Annotated in this window: 14 protein-coding genes; 7 read left to right on the forward strand and 7 right to left on the reverse strand. The window is 67.4% G+C overall.

All coding sequences use genetic code 11. The features are described from left to right. Nucleotides 1-29: 29 nt before the first annotated feature. The 5 genes from AC1RNQ_RS01810 to AC1RNQ_RS01830 form a co-directional block, all read right to left on the reverse strand. Nucleotides 30-1,745, reverse strand: a complete 1,716-nt coding sequence (locus AC1RNQ_RS01810; RefSeq protein ID WP_493168441.1) for a helicase HerA domain-containing protein — start codon at nucleotides 1,743-1,745, stop codon at nucleotides 30-32. Between the two features lie 71 nt (nucleotides 1,746-1,816). Then, the gene (locus AC1RNQ_RS01815) at nucleotides 1,817-2,590 is read right to left on the reverse strand and encodes a TIGR02186 family protein (protein ID WP_493168443.1); all 774 of its coding nucleotides are present in this window, start codon (nucleotides 2,588-2,590) and stop codon (nucleotides 1,817-1,819) included. Further along, nucleotides 2,587-3,495 (reverse strand): sulfite exporter TauE/SafE family protein, encoded by a 909-nt coding sequence (locus AC1RNQ_RS01820; protein WP_058806418.1) that lies wholly within the window; start codon nucleotides 3,493-3,495, stop codon nucleotides 2,587-2,589. The genes AC1RNQ_RS01815 and AC1RNQ_RS01820 overlap by 4 nt, the downstream gene beginning before the upstream one ends. A gap of 102 nt (nucleotides 3,496-3,597) precedes the next feature. Next, nucleotides 3,598-4,734 (reverse strand): hypothetical protein, encoded by a 1,137-nt coding sequence (locus tag AC1RNQ_RS01825; RefSeq protein ID WP_493168445.1) that lies wholly within the window; start codon nucleotides 4,732-4,734, stop codon nucleotides 3,598-3,600. Next, entirely contained in the window at nucleotides 4,731-6,173 is a 1,443-nt protein-coding gene (locus tag AC1RNQ_RS01830; RefSeq protein ID WP_493168447.1) for a glycosyl transferase family protein, read from the reverse strand. Before AC1RNQ_RS01830 ends, AC1RNQ_RS01825 begins: the two co-directional genes overlap by 4 nt. Nucleotides 6,174-6,295: 122 nt before the next feature. On the opposite strand from AC1RNQ_RS01830, the gene nhaA reads away from it, so the two are divergent. From nhaA to AC1RNQ_RS01850, 4 genes are all read left to right on the forward strand, one after another. After that, nucleotides 6,296-7,573 (forward strand): Na+/H+ antiporter NhaA, encoded by a 1,278-nt coding sequence (nhaA, locus tag AC1RNQ_RS01835; protein ID WP_493168449.1) that lies wholly within the window; start codon nucleotides 6,296-6,298, stop codon nucleotides 7,571-7,573. Beyond that, nucleotides 7,570-9,207 carry a hypothetical protein gene (locus AC1RNQ_RS01840; protein ID WP_493168451.1) on the forward strand — a complete coding sequence of 546 codons (1,638 nt, stop codon included), beginning with the start codon at nucleotides 7,570-7,572 and terminating at the stop codon, nucleotides 9,205-9,207. Before nhaA ends, AC1RNQ_RS01840 begins: the two co-directional genes overlap by 4 nt. A 199-nt stretch (nucleotides 9,208-9,406) precedes the next feature. After that, nucleotides 9,407-10,171: a tryptophan 2,3-dioxygenase family protein gene (locus AC1RNQ_RS01845; RefSeq protein ID WP_493168453.1), complete on the forward strand. Its 765-nt coding sequence runs from the start codon at nucleotides 9,407-9,409 to the stop codon at nucleotides 10,169-10,171. Then, nucleotides 10,168-11,301 (forward strand): aminotransferase class V-fold PLP-dependent enzyme, encoded by a 1,134-nt coding sequence (locus tag AC1RNQ_RS01850; protein WP_493168455.1) that lies wholly within the window; start codon nucleotides 10,168-10,170, stop codon nucleotides 11,299-11,301. Before AC1RNQ_RS01845 ends, AC1RNQ_RS01850 begins: the two co-directional genes overlap by 4 nt. A 101-nt stretch (nucleotides 11,302-11,402) precedes the next feature. On the opposite strand, the gene AC1RNQ_RS01855 is transcribed toward AC1RNQ_RS01850, so the two are convergent. Next, nucleotides 11,403-13,142, reverse strand: coding sequence for an N-acyl-D-amino-acid deacylase family protein (locus AC1RNQ_RS01855; RefSeq protein ID WP_493168457.1), 1,740 nt, complete (start codon nucleotides 13,140-13,142; stop codon nucleotides 11,403-11,405). Nucleotides 13,143-13,303: 161 nt separating this feature from the next. Here AC1RNQ_RS01855 and AC1RNQ_RS01860 point away from each other — a divergent pair, with 161 nt between their 5' ends. From AC1RNQ_RS01860 to AC1RNQ_RS01870, 3 genes are read left to right on the forward strand one after another with little or no spacing between them, the layout of a single operon-like run. Then, nucleotides 13,304-13,579, forward strand: coding sequence for a helix-turn-helix domain-containing protein (locus AC1RNQ_RS01860; RefSeq protein ID WP_493168459.1), 276 nt, complete (start codon nucleotides 13,304-13,306; stop codon nucleotides 13,577-13,579). 23 nt (nucleotides 13,580-13,602) lie between these two features. Continuing rightward, nucleotides 13,603-15,285, forward strand: a complete 1,683-nt coding sequence (locus AC1RNQ_RS01865; protein WP_493168461.1) for a SulP family inorganic anion transporter — start codon at nucleotides 13,603-13,605, stop codon at nucleotides 15,283-15,285. A gap of 21 nt (nucleotides 15,286-15,306) precedes the next feature. Next, nucleotides 15,307-15,609 carry an alkylphosphonate utilization protein gene (locus AC1RNQ_RS01870; protein WP_493168463.1) on the forward strand — a complete coding sequence of 101 codons (303 nt, stop codon included), beginning with the start codon at nucleotides 15,307-15,309 and terminating at the stop codon, nucleotides 15,607-15,609. Nucleotides 15,610-15,642: 33 nt separating this feature from the next. Here AC1RNQ_RS01870 and AC1RNQ_RS01875 read toward each other — a convergent pair whose 3' ends face one another. Then, on the reverse strand, nucleotides 15,643-16,932 hold the full coding sequence (locus tag AC1RNQ_RS01875; protein WP_493168465.1) for an acyl-CoA dehydrogenase family protein: 1,290 nt from the start codon (nucleotides 16,930-16,932) through the stop codon (nucleotides 15,643-15,645). Nucleotides 16,933-16,958: the final 26 nt, after the last annotated feature.

The raw sequence follows: 16,958 nt of genomic DNA on the forward strand, positions 1-16,958 counted from the left end.
GGGAGAGAGCATGAAGCGATCGAAAGGCGTTACCGTCCCTGGCTGCGCCAGCGCTTGACGACGCGGTCGAGGATTTCGGCCTCGCCGCCGGTCTCGCGCCACAGTTTCGAGAAGAGCGGGTCGCTCGACGCCGGGCGTTTTTCCTCGGCGAGCGTGTCGAGATAGACGCGGATCGGGATCGACACACCCTCGCCGCAGATGATGCATTCGCGGTTGCGCAGCGCCGGGATCGAATCGATGAAGCCGCGTGCACCCTCGGGCATCGCCGCCTTCACGAACTGCTGGTCGCGTTCGTTGTTGAGGCGCATCGAGATGATCGTGCCGCACTGCGACAGTACGCCTTCGGCGAGGTCCGACGGGCGCTGGGTGATGAGACCCAGCGACACGCCATATTTACGGCCTTCCTTGGCGATACGCTCGAGAATCTTGCGCACCGCCTGCCCCTGCCCGACGTCCTTCGACGGGATGTAGCGATGCGCTTCCTCGCAGACGAGCAGGACCGGGCGCTGCGGTTCGCCGCGCGACCAGATCGCATAGTCGAAGGTCAAGCGCGACAGCACCGCGACCACCACCCCGGTGATGTCGCTGGGCACCCCCGACACGTCGATGATCGAAATCGGCCGGCCGTCGGACGGCAGACGGAAAATCTTGCCGAGGAAACCCGCCATCGTGTCGGCGACGAGCATGCCCGAGAACATGAAATTATAGCGCGGGTCGGCGCGCATTTCCTCGATCTTGCCCTTGATCCGCATGAAGGGCGCCGACGAGGTCGCCTTGTCGAGCTTGCCCATCTCGTTCTGCAGGATGTTGAGCAGGTCGGAGAGCAGATAGGGAATCGGCGAGTCGACGGTGAGCTTGGTCATGCCCTCGGCCAGCCGGTTCTTCTGCCGCGCCTGGAGCAGGCATTTGGCGAGCACGTCGCAGTCGCCCTGGCGGTCGCGGCCCTCGCTGGTCACGAAGACCTCGCAATGCTCCTCGAAATTCATCAGCCAATAGGGCATCGCGAGATTGTCGACGTCGAAGAGCGCGCCGGTGCCCTTGAACGCCGCCGAATATTCGCCGTGCGGGTCGATCATCACGATATGGCCCTGCGGCGCGAGCTCGCAGATCTTGTGGAGGATCAGCGCAGCGCTGGTCGACTTGCCGGTACCGGTCGATCCGAGCAGCGCGAAATGCTTGCCGAGCATCGCGTCGACATAGAGCGAGCCGCGGATATCCTTGGTCGGATAGACGGTGCCGATCTCGACATGCGCGCGGTCGTCGGCGGCGTAGATCTGCTTGAGATCGGCGCTGGTCGCGGCATAGGCTTGGCTGCCGGGCACCGGATAGCGCGTGACGCCGCGGCGGAAATTATGGATGCGGCCGGTGATCTTTTCCTCGTCGCCTTCGCCCAGAAAGTCGATCGACGCGGCGATCAGCCCCTCGCCGCGTTCGTGCAATTGCTGGTCGCGGATGCTGGCGAGCAGCCAGACATTGCCGACGCGGACCTTGATCTGCGCCCCGACCTGCCCTGCCATCGCGACCGCGGGGTCGGCCGATTCGGACAGGCGCCGCAGCGCGGCGGCGTCGAGCAGGATGCGCGACGACGAGCCCGAAATGTCGATGACTTCGCCGACCAGCAGGTCGTCGCGATGGTGCACCGCGGCCGGATTGAGCGGCGCCGCGGTCGCGCCGCCGCCCGCCAGCCGGACGTGCTGCACCGGCGTGGCCTCGCCGGCCTTATACCCACCGTCCTGCATATCCATTACCCGGCCCCGTCTGTTGATTGTCCCGAACATCCCGGACACCGGTATCGCAGCTGATGGTAAAGTTAGCGTTATCGGCGCCTGAAAGCCGCCGATGCCGCATAGCCGAGCAGCAGCGACATCGCGACCGCCGCAAGGCCATAGAGAAAGCCATGGCGCTGCGCCGCAAGCGCGACAAACCGCTCGAAACCCGCCTTGCGGATCTCGACGTTGCGCGAGGCGACCGCGAGCACGCGGCCCTTGCTGATCAGGAAGGTTTCGGCGCGGTAGGTGCCGACCGGCACGCGCGCCGGCACCGGGATGCGTGCGCGATAGAGCACGCCTTCGGTAATCTCGACCGCCGCCGGATTTTCGTAGAACAGCCCCAGCCGTCGATAGAGATCGACGAGCCCTTTTTCGAAGCGTTCGAGCGTGCCGCTTTCCGAAAAGCCCGTCGGCGACATCGACAGATTCTGGAGGCCGAGTTCGAAGATCGCGGCGGTGCGTTCGTCGACCAGCCGGTCGATCGGCTGCGACGAGCCGATCGCATAAAAGCCCGGCGAGGTGCGCAGGCGGATGCTGTTCGCATTGACCCAGATGCCCGCGACGCGGCGCTTTTCGCGCAGGATGATCGGACGCACCGGCCCCTTCAGCACGACGACGATGTCGGCGCGGTCGTCGGGCAGCCGCTGGCCGGGATAGAGGATCGCGCCGAACAGCAGCAGTTCCTCGCCGGTGAAGCTGTACTGGATGTCGATCGCGCGGCTCGACACGTCGGGCACCAGCCGCGGGTCGGCGGCGCGCGCCGGCGCGGCGGCGAACCAGCCCAGCGTCAGCGCGAGCAGCAGGGCGCCGAGCCGCGTCATTGCACGGTATAGATTTCTTCGGGGCGGATGAAGAGGTCGACCGCCATGCGCAGCGCCACGAGCAGCACGATCGCCGCGAGCGCCATGCGCAGATATTCGGGCTTCACCTTTTGCGCGAAACGCGCGCCGATCTGCGCGCCGGTGACGCTGCCGAGCAGCAGCAGCCCCGCGAGCACGATGTCGACCGCGCCGGTGGTCAGCGCATGGACCATCGTCGTCGCGATCGTCACGAACAGGATCTGGAACAGCGAGGTGCCGACGACGACCTGCGTCCCCATGCCGAGCAGATAGAGCATCGCGGGGACCATGATGAAACCGCCGCCAACGCCGAGCAGCATCGTCAGCACGCCGACCGCCATGCCGAGCAGCAGCGGCGCGAGCGGCGAGATATAGAGGCCCGAGCGATAGAAGCGCCAGCGCAGCGGCAAGTTCGCGACCATCGGGTGATGGCGCCGCTTGCGCGCTGGCGCGGGCAGCCCGGCGCGCGCGGCCTGCAGCGTCCCCCATGCCTCGCGCGCCATGAAACTGCCCACCGTGCCGAGCAGCGCCACGTAGAGGATATTGATCGTCGTATCGATCTGGCCCCAAGCGGTGAGCAATTCGAACAGGCCGGCGCCGATCAGCGAGCCGATCAGCCCGCCCGCGACGAGCACCGCGCCCATGCGCAGGTCAACCCCGTCGCGTTCGAGATGCGCGAGCGCGCCCGACACGCTGGCCCCCGTCACCTGCGTCGCCGCCGAGGCCGCCGCGACCGTCGGCGGAATGCCGTAGAAGATCAGCAAAGGCGTGGTCAGGAAACCGCCGCCGACGCCGAACATGCCCGACAGGAACCCCACCCCGCCGCCGAGCAGGATGATGACCAGCGCATTGACCGACAAATTGGCGACGGGAAGGTAGAGATCCATGGGCCCCGGACATGATGGACGCCCCCTGATGGAGCGCTGCGGCCGACCCTAGACCAGTTTGGGCGGGCGGGGAATCGCCGACGAGCCGAAAATCGGCAAAAATCAGAAGTCGGCGGCGAGGGTCAGCGCGAGGCCGCTGTCAGGCCTTGCATCGCCCGCCACCCGCTGTCGCCAGTCGAGCGCGACGCGGCTCCCCTCCCCCACCTCGGGAAGGCGCAGCGTGACGCGCGGACCGACGTCGACGCGCGCCGCGCCTGGCTGGACCGACCCCGCCGCGAGCGCGCCGAGATGCAGGCTGCCCTTCGGTCCCCGCGCGACTTCGCGGTCGACGACGACCGCCGCGTCGGCGAAACCGTCGCGGCGCCGCGCCCCGACGATACCGGCCTGCCCATAGGCCTCGAGCCGGAAGTTTGCCGGCAGCGCGACATCCCCGACCCCGCCGACTACCATCGCCGCGAGCGCGGTGCGTCCCTCGCTGCCCGCCGCGACGCGCTGTTCGATCGCGACATCGACGGGCAGATGCACGAGCGGCGCGAAGGCCAGGCCGAATGCCAGTTCGCGCTGCCGCCGCTCGGCGAGCGCCAGCGTAACGCGGCTATAGGCGCGCACCCGCCCGCTCTCGCCGAAACCATAGGCCAGCCGCGCGCCGGCCTGGCTGCCGCCGAGCTGGCTCGCGGCGGCGATGCCCCCGCCCGGCGCGCGGCCCGATCCCGATCGCAGATAGGCCCAGCTGCCGAGCGACCAGCCGGCGAGCTGGCGTTTCATCCAATAGGGCCGGCCGGTTCCCGGCGGCCCGGCATAGGGCAGCGCATCGGGTTTCACCCACGCCGGGCCAGCGACCGCTGCCCGGCTCGCGCCGCCCGGCAGCGGCGGCAGGAGCCGTACGAGCATCGCCGACCGCATGGCGTTGAGGCCATCGCCCCACGGCCCATGCTCCGTGCGGCCCGACGCCGCGGACGGCGCGATGGTCATCATGGCGTCGGCGCGCGGCGAACGCACGGTCGACACGGCCAGCAGGGGGCCAGGCATCGCCCGATCGCCCACTCGGGCGACGGGCGCCCAGCGCGGTTCGGCGGGTTTTGCCGCAAAACCCGCGGCCGCCGGGTGCCGGGGCAAGGGGACCGCCGGGTTCCAGTGCGCCATCACGCGCACCACCGTCCAGCCGCCGAGCAGCAGCAGCAGGAAGCGCAGCGCCCGCGCGTCGCGGCGCGAGTTCGGGCCGGCCGCCACCCCCGTCATCGCGCGCGCACCGGCGGGGGCGCCGCAATCAGCAGCGCATCACCCTCGTCGTGCCGGGTCTTGTCCCATACCACCCGGCCCGAGCGCAGCATGCGCCAATAGTCGGCGACCGCCTTGCGCGCCGCGAACATCGCGACGAGATTGGCGACGAAGGCGCGCGGGATGGAAAACAGCCCCTGGCGCAGGCCATAAGCGCGCGCCGCGAAATGGCCGCGCATGCCGAGCCGCCAGAGCAGCAGCGCGCCCGACAATCCCATCAGCAACTGCAACAGCGCCGCGGGCGGGCGCGCCTGCCAGCCGAGCAATGCGTGACCAGCGAGGCTGAGCGTCCCGGCGACCAGCGCGCCATAGGCGGCGAGGATCACCGCCGCCGCGAGCGGGGCGCGGCGGTCGCGCCACAGCATCCAGCGCGCGACCCAGCTTCCTTCTTTTGGCCCCTCCCAGCCGAGATGGTCCCATCCGGCGAGCGCGATCCCGGCGATCCAGCGCGATTTCTGCCGCACCGCGCCCCACATCGTCGCGGGAAAGGGGCCACGCGACACGATCCATTCGCCTTCGTCGTCGACCGCCGCGACAAAGGCGGTGCTCATCCCGTGGGTGCCGATGAGGATCCCCATCTCATAATCCTCGGTCAGGCTGTCGGGGCGAAAGGGCGCACCGCCGCGCCGGAGCGACAAGAGGGTCAGCGCATTACGCGTGAGCGCGCAGCCGACCCCCGCCGAGGGCAGCGGCGCGCCGAGCCGCGCGCGCAGCACCATGTCCTTGCCGTGCGCCTCGGCGAACTCGTCGGCATAATGGCCCGCGACCCATTGCTGGCCGAGCCCGAGCAGCGGCAGCACCGGGATCTGGACCATCGCATGATGCGCGAGGCCCGCGCGATAGAGCGCCAGTTCGGCGCGGTGCACGACATCCTCGGCATCGTGCAACACCACCCCCGCAAAGCGGATGCCTTCGGCGCGCTCGTCGGCGCCCATCGCCGCCCACAGCCGATTGAGATTGTCGCCCTTGGTTGTCGGCCCGTCCGCCTGGCCGATCACGAGGCGAAGCCGCGGGTCGGCGGCGACCAGCGGCGACACCGCGAACAGCGTCGCGGCGTCGTTGGGATAGCAGCCCAGATAGACGCGAAAATTCTCGCCCTGCCACGCCGACAGCGTGCGCCAGATCATCGTTGGCAGGACGTCCGATTCGTCCCACGCGGGAACGAAAACCGCCAGCGGCCCGGCCACCTGCTCGCCCTTGCGCATATCATGCAGATAAGCAGGCCCGGCGCGGCCTTTTCGCGTGACGATCCAGAGAATATCGAAAAGAAGATCGTCGAAGCCGATCAATAATATACCAACCGACGCGAAGAGCATCAGCTCGTGACTGGCCAGCCCGACCAGAATTTCCAGTCCCGCGGTCGACATCTCCATGTAGCGCCCTGCCCCCGCTGACGTCATATCGTCGCAAGCGACTAGAATTAGTCAAAAATTCCATCGGCGCAAAGGGAAACTGTGCCGATATGGCGGTGAAAGCGGGTAGAGGGTGACGCGCGCGGGGCGCCGGGCTAGGAAGCTTCGCCATGGCCCGCCGTTCGATCGCCCCGTCCGCCTTGCGCGATTTCCTCGAAAGCGAAAGCGCAGGCGGCATGCTGCTGATCGCCGCGGCGGCGCTGGCGATGCTGATCGCCAATTCGGCGCTCGGCGAGGGCTACCACCATATGATCCACGCGGTGACCGGACCGGTGCTCAGCGACAAGCTGGGGCCGATGACGGTCCATCTGTGGATCAACGACGGGCTGATGGCGATCTTCTTCCTGCTCGTCGGGCTGGAGATCAAGCGCGAGTTCGTCGACGGGCGGCTGGCGAGTTGGGACCGGCGGCGGCTGCCGTTCATCGCGGCGGCGGCGGGCATGGCGGTTCCTGCCGCGCTTTACATGCTCTTTGCAGGCGAGAAAGTGGACCTCATCCAAGGCTGGGCAATCCCCGCCGCGACCGACATCGCCTTTGCGATCGGCGTGCTCGCGCTGCTCGGCAAGCGCGCGCCGACCTCGCTCAAATTGTTCCTCGTCACCGTCGCGATCGTCGACGACATGGGCGCGGTCGCAATCATTGCGCTCTTCTATACCGCCAAGATCAACCTGCTCGCGCTCGCGGCGGCGGGCGCAGTGCTCGGCATCATGTGCGCCTGCAACCGCTTCGGCGTGAAGCGCCTTACCGTCTATCTGCTGCTGTTCGCGATCCTCTGGTACGCGATGCTGCTCTCAGGCGTGCATGCGACGATCGCCGGCGTGCTCGCGGCGATGGCGATCCCGTTCGAGGCGACGCCGGGCGCGCCCGACAGCGCGGCCTCGCCGCTCCACCGGCTCGAACATGGGCTCCACCCCTGGGTCGCCTTCGCGATCGTGCCCTTGTTCGGCTTCGCCAACGCGGGGGTCGATATTTCGGGGCTGACCGCAGAGCAGCTTTTCGCCCCGCTGCCGCTGGGCATCGCGACGGGGCTGTTCCTCGGCAAGCAGGTCGGCATCTTCGGCAGCGTGTGGCTCAGCGTGAAGCTGGGTATCGCGGGCAAGCTGCGCGGCGCGACCTGGCTGCAGGTCTATGGCGTATCTTTGCTCTGCGGCATCGGCTTCACGATGAGCCTGTTCATCGGCGGCCTCGCCTTCCCCGGCGATCCGCTGCTCATCGAAGAAGCGAAGATCGGGATATTGATGGGATCGCTGGTTGCCGCGCTCGCGGGTTTTGCGGTACTGCGCCTCGCGCCGCTGCACCCGCAGCATGGCGAGGTCGAAGCCCGATCCGATGAAGAGATCATCGACGACGGCGACGTCCGCGACACGTCGGAGCCGCTTCCCGCATGATGCAACGCCTGCACCTTCCTCTCGCCGCCCTGCTGGCGACCGCGACGCTGTCGGGCTGCTACGCGCTCGACCCGGAGATGAAGCGCAGCGTCGAAGCGCGCAAGGCGCAGGCGAGCGCCACGCCCGCACCCCCATCCCCGGCCCCGGCCAAAACGACCGCGACCGAGCCGGCGGTGCCCGAAGTCGACGTCCGCCGCATCGAGGTGGTGAAGGGCATGACCGCCCTGCCGCCGCCGTCGGGCGCGACTGCGCCCGCAACGCCCGGCGAGCCGCGTGCGACGATCGTGCCCGGGCTGACCACCTTGCCGCCGCCGTCGGGGTCGCCCTCCGATCTGCCGCCGCCGCCCGCGCCCGCCGCCGACTGGCCGGTGCGCGCCGCCGCGACCGACCCCGCCGCCGCGACGCTCGCCGGGCAGACGGTCGACGCGGTCGCGACCGCCTATGTGTCCCTGAGCCTCGAAATCGGGACGCACGAAAAGGGCTATATCGACGCCTATTACGGTCCGCAGGGGCTGATGGACGCGTCGATCGCCGCGCCCCGCGACCAGAAGGCCCTGCTCGTGTCGACGCGCCAGCTGATCGCGAAGCTCGAAGAAGTCGCCGCCGACCTGACCGATCCCATCGAGCGCCAGCGCAGCGCCTTCCTCGCCGCGCAGCTCCGCGCCGCCGAGACGCGGCTGATGATGATGGGCGGGGCGCGCTTCTCCTTCGCCGAGGAGGCCGAGCGCCTGTTCGGCGTGCGCCCGGTGCTGCGCCCACTCAAAAGCTATGACGCCGCGCTCGCCACGATCGACGCGCTCGTCCCCGGCGACGGCCCGCTCGCGACGCGGGTCGAGACCTATCTCGACCGTTTCACCATCCCCAAGGACCGGTTGCAGGGCGTGTTCGAAGCGGCGATCTCGCGCTGCCGCGGGCGCACCGTCGCGCATGTCGCGCTCGCACCCGGCGACAGTTTCGAATTGCAGTTCGTCACCGGCAAGAGCTGGAGCGGCTACAACTACTATCAGGGCGGCTATCACAGCATCATCCAGGTCAACACCGACCTGCCGATCCGCCTGTCGCGCGCGCTCGACCTCGGCTGCCACGAGGGATATCCGGGCCATCACCTGCTCAACATGAAGCTCGAGGAGCAGATGGTGAAGGGGCGCGGCTGGATCGAGTACAGCGTTTATCCGCTGTACAGCCCGCAGAGCCTGATCGCCGAGGGCACCGCCAATTACGGCATCGACCTCGCCTTCCCCGGCCAGACGCGCCCCGACACCGAACGCGACGTGCTGATGCCGCTCGCGGGCATCGTGCCGCCCGCCGACGACCAATATTGGCAATTGCTCGACGCGATGAAGGCGCTGACCGGCGCGCGGCTGACGATCGCGCAGCAATATCTCGACGGGCTGATCGACCGCCCGACCGCGGTCGCGCTGACCGAGAAATACCAGCTCGTCTCGCCCGCGCGCGCCGAACAGTCGGTCAGCTTCACCGACCAGTATCGCAGCTATGTGATCAATTACGGCCTCGGCGAGGAAATCGTGCGCGCCTATATCGAGCGCGGCGACCCCGACCGCGACGAAATCTGGCGCCGCTTCGCGCTGATCATCGGCGAGCCCACGCTGCCGTCGGACCTGCTGGCGCGGTGAGCCGGGCGGCGCCCCTGCTCTGGCTCGGCCAGTCGGGCTCGCCGCGGCGCCCCCCGGCGGGGGTCGCGCCGCGCGGCTGACATCAATGCCGTAGCCCTGAGCTTGTCGAAGGGCGCTTATCCGAGAAGCGCCCTTCGACAAGCTCAGGGCTACGGTCACGAACAATGTTACAGCCCTAGATCAAAAAGGGGACCGCCCCATGCTCGACAAGACCGAAACCCACCGCCGCATCGAAACCCCCGACATGAAGGATTATGGGGTCTATCTCGCGGTCGACCGCCTGCTCCTGTGCCAGAAGCCGCTCGCCGAGCTTTGCACCCCCGACGAACTCCAGTTCCAGATCGTCCACCAGGTCGAGGAATTGTGGATGAAGCTGATGGCCTTCACCCTGACCGAGATCGACGGCCATATGGCCGCGGGCGAGACGATGCGGGTGCTCAGCCTGTTCGACCGGGTGAACCGCATCATGCGGATGATGACCGACCAGCTCTCGCTGCTCGAAACGATGAGTCCCTTCGATTACCAGTCGATCCGGCTCCAGCTCGGCAACGGATCGGGGCAGGAAAGCCCGGGTTTCCAGCTGCTGCTCACCCTGCCGCAGCCGCTCTGGGCGCGCTATAAGGCGGCCTATCTGGACCCCGCGGGCCGCACCGTCGCCGACGTCTACGACACCGGCTACAAGCATGACGAGGCCTATATGGTCGCCGAGGCGCTGATCGAGTTCGACGAATTGTTCCAGATCTTCCGCGCGCACCATATCTACCTGATCCACCGCTCGATCGGCATGGGGTCGAAGTCGCTCAAGGGGCGCCCGGTCGAACTGCTCAACGCCGGCACGCGCCACCGCTTCTTCCCCGAACTATGGGATATCCGCGCCGAGATGACCGACCGGTGGGGCGCCGAATATGGCGTCAAGCGCGACAGCATCAGCGGCGGCGCGGCGGGGCACGGGAGCGGGCTATGACGCCCGCACTGCTGCAGCCCGCGGTCGCAGAGCGCTTCCACCTGCCGCCCGGCAGCGTCTATCTCAAGAGCCACAGCGTCGGCTGCCAGCCGCGCGCCGCCGAGGCGCTGCTCCGCGACCGGCTGCTGGCGCCGTGGCGCGAGACGGGTGAGGCGTGGCCGCACTGGCTCGATGCCATAGACCAGTGGCGCGCGGCGCTGGCGGCGCTGATCGGGGTCGAAGCGCAGGACCTTTGCCCCGCGACCAATGTCAGCACGGGTCTGTCGCGCTACATTTCGGCGCTCGGACAGGCGACCGAGCGCCGCACGATCCTGCTCGCGCCGAGCGCCTTTCCGACGATCGGCTATGTCGCGAGCGGGCTCGCGGCAGCCGGATGGAAGACGCGCTACCTGCCCGCCGACGCCGATGTGCGCGACGCCGCCAACTGGACCGCGGCGCTCGACGACGACGTTGCGCTGATCGTCGCGATGCACGTCAGTTCGGTGAGCGGCGCGCTCACCGACATCGCCGCCGTCGCATCGGCAGCGAAAGCGGCGGGCGCGCGCTGCATCGCCGATTGCGCGCAGTCGGTCGGGGTGGCGCCGGTGACGCCCGCGCTATGGGGCGTCGATGCCGTGCTCGGCACCAGCGTCAAATGGCTGTGCGGCGGTCCCGGCGCGGCATGGCTGTGGGTCGCGCCGCACGACCGTACCGCGCTCGCCCCGATGGAACGCGGCTGGTGGAGCCACGAGAATCCGTTCGAGATGGACATTCGCGATTTCCGCTATGCGCCCGATGCGCGGCGCTGGTGGGGCGGCACCCCCGACATCGCGCCCTTCATCCTGTCGACCGCCGGGATTGCCGAGATTGCGGCGATCGGTGTCGAGCGGATCGCTGCGCACAACCGCGCGCTGCAGGCGATGCTGCGCGCGACACTGGAGTCGAAGGCGCCCGAGTGGCGCTGGCCGGCGGGCGCGATCGGCGGGACGCTGTGCATCGATACCGGCGCCGACCAGCCGCGCGTCGCGGCGGCACTGGAAGACCATGGCCTCCATGCCGATTTCCGCGGCACGATCATGCGGCTGTCGTTCCACGCCTATAACGACCTGGCCGATGTGGAGCGGACCATAACGGTTTTGGCGCACCCCTGAAACCGTTCGCCCTGAGCCTGTCGAAGGGTCGTTCTTTCTTTGCGATGTCAAAGAGAAGAACAGTGCTTCGACAAGCTCAGCACGAACGGAGTCGGGATGTGTTACTCCGCCGCCATCGCCATTTCGACGCGCTGCGGCCCGCGGATCACGCCGCCGGGGGTCGGCCCCTGCATTGCACCGTCGCGGAAGGTGATCTTGCCCGACTTGATCGTCGCGACATAGCCGTCGGCCTTTTGCAGCAGGCGCTTGCCGCCCGCGGGCAGGTCGAAGGCGAGCCAAGGCTTGCCGAGCTTGATCGCGTCCATGTCGATGACGTTCAGATCGGCGAGATAGCCCGGCGCGAGCAGCCCGCGATCCTCGAGCCCATAGAGCATCGCCGTGTCGCGGCACTGGCGCTTGATCGCATGTTCGAGGCCGATGCGGTTGCCATTGCGATCGCGCACCCAATGCTGGAGCATGAAAGTCGGCGAGGCGGCGTCGCAGATCGTCCCGCAATGCGCGCCGCCGTCGGACAGGCTGTTCACCGTGTCGTCGGCATGCTGCAGATCCTCGAGGAAATTGAGGTTGCCGTCCTGATAGTTGAGGATCGGGAAATAGATGAAGCCCTTGCCGTCGTCCTTCATGAGGAGGTCATAGGCATATTCGGACGGGCTGACCCCCGCGGCGGCGGCGCGCGCCATGATGCTTTCGTCCATCCGCGGCTCGTAGTTGAAGTCGGGGTCCATTTCAAAATGCACCGGCCAGCCCTCGGCGACGATGTGGAGGAAATCGATGATGTCGCTTTCGGGCCAGACATTGGGTTCGGCGATCATCCGCGCCTTGAACGCCGGGTCCTGCAGCTTCGCGAGCTGCTGATCCCACGGCAGGTCGATGATCTCGTTCCACGCAGGCTTGAAGCGGAAGGGGTGGACGGTGCCCTGCCACGCCATGATGATGCCGTTGCCGCGCAGCGCGATCTGCGCGACGATGTTCGCGCCGGTCGCATTCTGGCGCCGCATTTCCTTGATCTGCTCGTCGAGCGGCAATTCCTTGGCGATCGACTGCAGCGCGGCGAAGGTCACCGGCAGCCCGGTTTCGCGGCTGAGGTCGCCCATCCACTGGAACTCGTTCCATTCGCGGCGCAGGTCGCTCGCCATTTCGAACACGCCGTGCCCGACGCGGCCCATCGCGCGGCCGATGACGATCAGCTCCTCGGCGGTCGCGGTGGTGCCGGGGACGAGCTCGCCGTCGATCGACTTGTGGAGCACGGTGCGGCTGGTCGAGAAACCGAGCGCGCCGGCGCGGATGCCCTCCTCGACGATGCGCGACATTTCGTCCATGTCCTCGGGCGTCGGCACCGCGCCGGGCTTTTCACGGTCGCCGAGCACATAGGCGCGCACCGCGCCGTGCGGGACGTGGCACGCGACGTCGATCGTGCGCGGCAATTCCTCGAGCGCGTCCATATATTCGGGGAAGGTCTCCCAATTCCACGACATGCCCTCGGCCAGCGCGGTGCCGGGAATGTCCTCGACGCCCTCCATCAGCGAGATCAGCCAGTCGTGGCGGTCGGGCTTGGCGGGGGCGAAGCCGACGCCGCAATTGCCCATCACGACGGTGGTCACGCCGTGCCAGCTCGACGGCGCCATTTCCCGATCCCAGGTCGCCTGGCCGTCATAATGCGTGTGGACGTCGACAAAGCCGGGGGTGACGATCCGGCCCGCGGCGTCGATCTCCTCGCGCCCCGCGCCGAGGCTCTGGCCCACGGCGACGATCCGGTCGCCGTCGATCGCGATGTCCGCGACAAAAGCGTCGCCGCCCGTTCCATCGACGATCGTGCCGCCGCGAATCACCAGATCAAACATCTCCGCTCTCCCGATTTTTTCGTTTCAGGGAGAAACCTATCATGGATATCCGATATGCCAAGGGGTGGCGGGGCGGCCCAGGGCGTGAGTCACAAATGACAGGGGGCTTGGCAGCGCATCAGCCATCATCTATGATGTTTTAAGCATCAGGATTGATACTCGTGATAACAGCCAGCCAACTTCGCGCCGCTCGTGCGCTGCTCGGGGACGACCAGCGGCAGTTTGCCGAACGCGCGGGCGTGTCGCTTCCGACCATCCAGCGCATGGAAGCGTCGGATGGGGTGGTGCGCGGTGTCATCGACACGCTGGTGAAGGTGATCGCCGCCATCGAGGCCGGGGGCGTCGAACTGATCGGCGAGAACCAGCCGAGCACCGGGTGCGGGCGCGGCGTGCGCTTGCGTGCGGCGGCCGTCCCCAAAACCGCCGGGGAAGGCTGACCGCGATGCCGATCTTCGAGACCATGACGGATCGGATCGATGGGACGCGCAAGGAAAGGCGGCGCCCGCCGGGCGATCCCGGCGGTTTCACGCCCAAGCTCTTCACCATTTTTGGCGAGGGATATGGGTTCGACCGGTTTCGGGCCGATGCCTTTGCCGGACTGACCGTCGCGGTGGTGGCGCTACCGCTCGCGATGGCGCTCGGCGTCGCCTCGGGCGCTTCGCCCGACAAGGGGCTGATCACAGCGATTGTCGCCGGGTTGCTGATTTCGATGCTGGGCGGCTCGCGCGTCCAGATCGGCGGGCCGACGGGGGCGTTTGTCGTCGTCGTGTTCAACGTCATCGCCGCGCATGGCTATGACGGGCTGGTGCTCGCGACCCTGCTTGCGGGTCTCATCCTGATCGCCGCAGGCTATATGCGGCTGGGCGGGCTGATCCGCTATATCCCGCATCCGGTCATCACCGGCTTTACCGCGGGGATCGCCGTCATCATCGCATCGAGCCAGATCAAGGATTTTCTGGGTCTCGCGATCGCCGACGTGCCTGCCGACTTCCTTCCCAAATGGATCGCTTACGTCCAAGCCGCGAACAGCATCACACCCGCCGCTGCGGGCATCGGAATCGCGACGCTGGCATTGATCGTCGCCCTGCGGCGCTACGCGCCGAAGCTGCCCGCCTATTTGGCCGTCATCGTCCTCGCCTCGGCAGCGGTCGCGCTGCTCCATCTGCCCGTGGAAACGATCGGCTCGCGGTTCCCGCACATGCCGCAAGGCCTGCCGGCGCCTGTATTGCCCACCCTCTCGCTGGCCAAAGTGCAAGAGGTGACGCCTGCTGCCTTTACCATCGCTTTCCTCGCCGGAATCGAAGCGTTGCTTTCGTGCGTCGTTGCCGACGGGATGACCGGATTTCGTCACCGCTCCAATCAAGAGCTGGTCGGTCAGGGCGCCGCGAACCTTGCTTCGGCATTGTTTGGCGGGCTGCCCGCGACGGGTGCGATTGCGCGCACCGCCGCCAATATCAAATCCGGCGGGCGCACACCCGTCGCAGGGATGCTTCACGCCCTCTTCCTGCTGGCCTTCGTGCTGTTCGCAAGCGACCTTATGGCCTATGTGCCGATGGCCGCGCTCGCCGCGATCCTGCTGATGATCGCTTGGGGGATGAGCGAGGCCGGCCGCTTCATCGCCTTGCTGCGCATGCCGATCGGCGAGCGTGGCATCTTGCTGCTGACCTTCGGGCTGACCGTGCTGGTGGACCTGACGGTCGCCATCGGCGTCGGCGTCACCATCGCCAGCCTGCTGTTCATGGCGCGGATGAGCGAGACCGTGACCGTCACCGGAAGCGAGGGCGAGGATGCGGCGCAACGCGAGGCGCTGCCGGCCGGGGTCGAGGTGTTCCGTATCACCGGGCCTTTCTTCTTTGGCGTTGCCGGGGAATTGCTCGACGCACTGAAACGCATCGGCCGGACGCCGCGCGCGATCATCCTGCGGATGGAGCTTGTGCCCTATCTCGACGCGAGCGGCATTGCAGCGCTGCGCGAATTTGTGGTGCAAGCGCGCCGCGATGGAACGATGGTCATTCTCGCCAGCGTGCAGGCGCGCCCGTTTCGCATGCTCAAGCGCAGCGGCCTCGGGCGTTCGGCGAATACCGTCCGCCACGCGCGCGACTATGACGCAGCGCTGGCGATTGCCCGATCCTCGCTCTCATGAACAACCGAAAGGACCGCTCCTGTGGCTGACGATGAATATGTGTATGACGACGCAAGCGGCGAGTGGATGCCCGCATCCGAACTCGCCGCAAAACGCGAAGCCGCAGGCCGGGTCGAGGTTCGCGACGCAGTCGGCAATCTGCTCGCCGATGGCGATCAGGTGACGCTCGTCAAGGACCTCACGGTCAAGGGTGCGGGGCAGACTTTGCGGCAGGGCACCCTCATCAAATCGATCCGCCTGACCGGCGATCCGCAGGAAATTGACTGCAAATATGACGGCATCAAGGGCCTGGTGCTGCGCGCGGAGTTTGTAAGGAAGCGCTAGCTCTCCCTCTCCCTTGCAGGGAGGGGAAAGCGATCATCCCAATGTCCCCTTGCGCGGTCCCAGATACCCAAACAGATACGCCCCCACTTTCCGCATCTGGATCTCCTCCGCCCCCTCGGTGATCCGGTAGCGGCGATGGTGGCGATAGATATGTTCGAAGGGCTTGTGCCGCGAATAGCCGATGCCGCCGTGCACCTGCATCGCGCGGTCCGCGGCTTCGCAGCACAACCGGTTCGCCCAGTAATTGCACATGCTGACCTTGTCGCTGAGGTTATGTTCGACCTCCTTGTGCGGCATATTGTCCATGTCCCACGCGGTCTTGCGGATCAGCAGCCGGAGCATTTCGGCCTGCGTCGCGAGCTCGACGAGCGGGAACTGGATCGCCTGGTTGCGCGCGAGCGCCTCGCCAAAGGGCTTACGCTCGCGGGCGTAGCGCACGCTTTCCTCGATGCAGAAAACCGCCGCGCCAAGCGACGAGGCCGCCTGCCGGATGCGGTTCTGGTGGACGAAGCTCTGCGCGATCGACAGCCCGCCGCCCTCGGGTCCGAGCCTCGCACTGTCGGGCACCCACACGTCGGTGAAGGTCATGCGCGGATGGTCGGTCGGCATGTTGAAGGTCCACATATATTCGTCGACCGTCATCCCCGGCGTGCCCGTCGGCACCAGCAAACAGGTGATCCCCTTGGCATCGCCGTCCTTGCCGCCGGTGCGGCAGAAGGTCGCGCAGTGCGTCGCGACATGCATGCCGGTGATCCACATCTTGCGCCCGTCGATCCGCCAGCCCTCGACCCCGTCGCGGGTCTCGCGCACCGCGCGCGTTTCCATATGCGTCGCGTCGCTGCCATGGTCGGGTTCGGTGAGGCCGAAGGCGGTGCGGCGCTTGCCCTCGAAGCCGCCGAGGATGAACTCCTGCTTCTGCGCGTCGCTCGTCGCGAACTGTTCGAACATCTCGACGAAGGGGAAATTGCCGACGATGCTGTGCTCGTTCTGCAGGTCGTTGTGGAGGCCGAGGCCCTTGGCCGCGAAATGTTCGCGGATCACCGCCATCCACAGGTTCGAGCCGTCCTGGCCGCCATATTTCTTCGGCGCCGAAAAGCGCCAATGCCCCGCGGCGTCGGCCTTGCGCGTCGCCTGTTTGAGGAGCTGCTCCCACTCATGCCGCGGCAGGCCCTGATTGTCCCAGTCGGTGCGGCTATGCTCGCGGCGATGGTCGAAGAAGCGGACATTGTCGTCGGCGAGCTCGAGCGGCCGGATCTCGGCCTCGATGAAGGCGTCGAGTTCGTCGAGATACGCCTGCAGGTCGGGTGCAATCGCAAAATCCATGTCGCTCTCCCTTGGCTGTCGCCCCG

This window comes from Sphingopyxis sp. GW821-FHT12F08 (assembly GCF_058806755.1).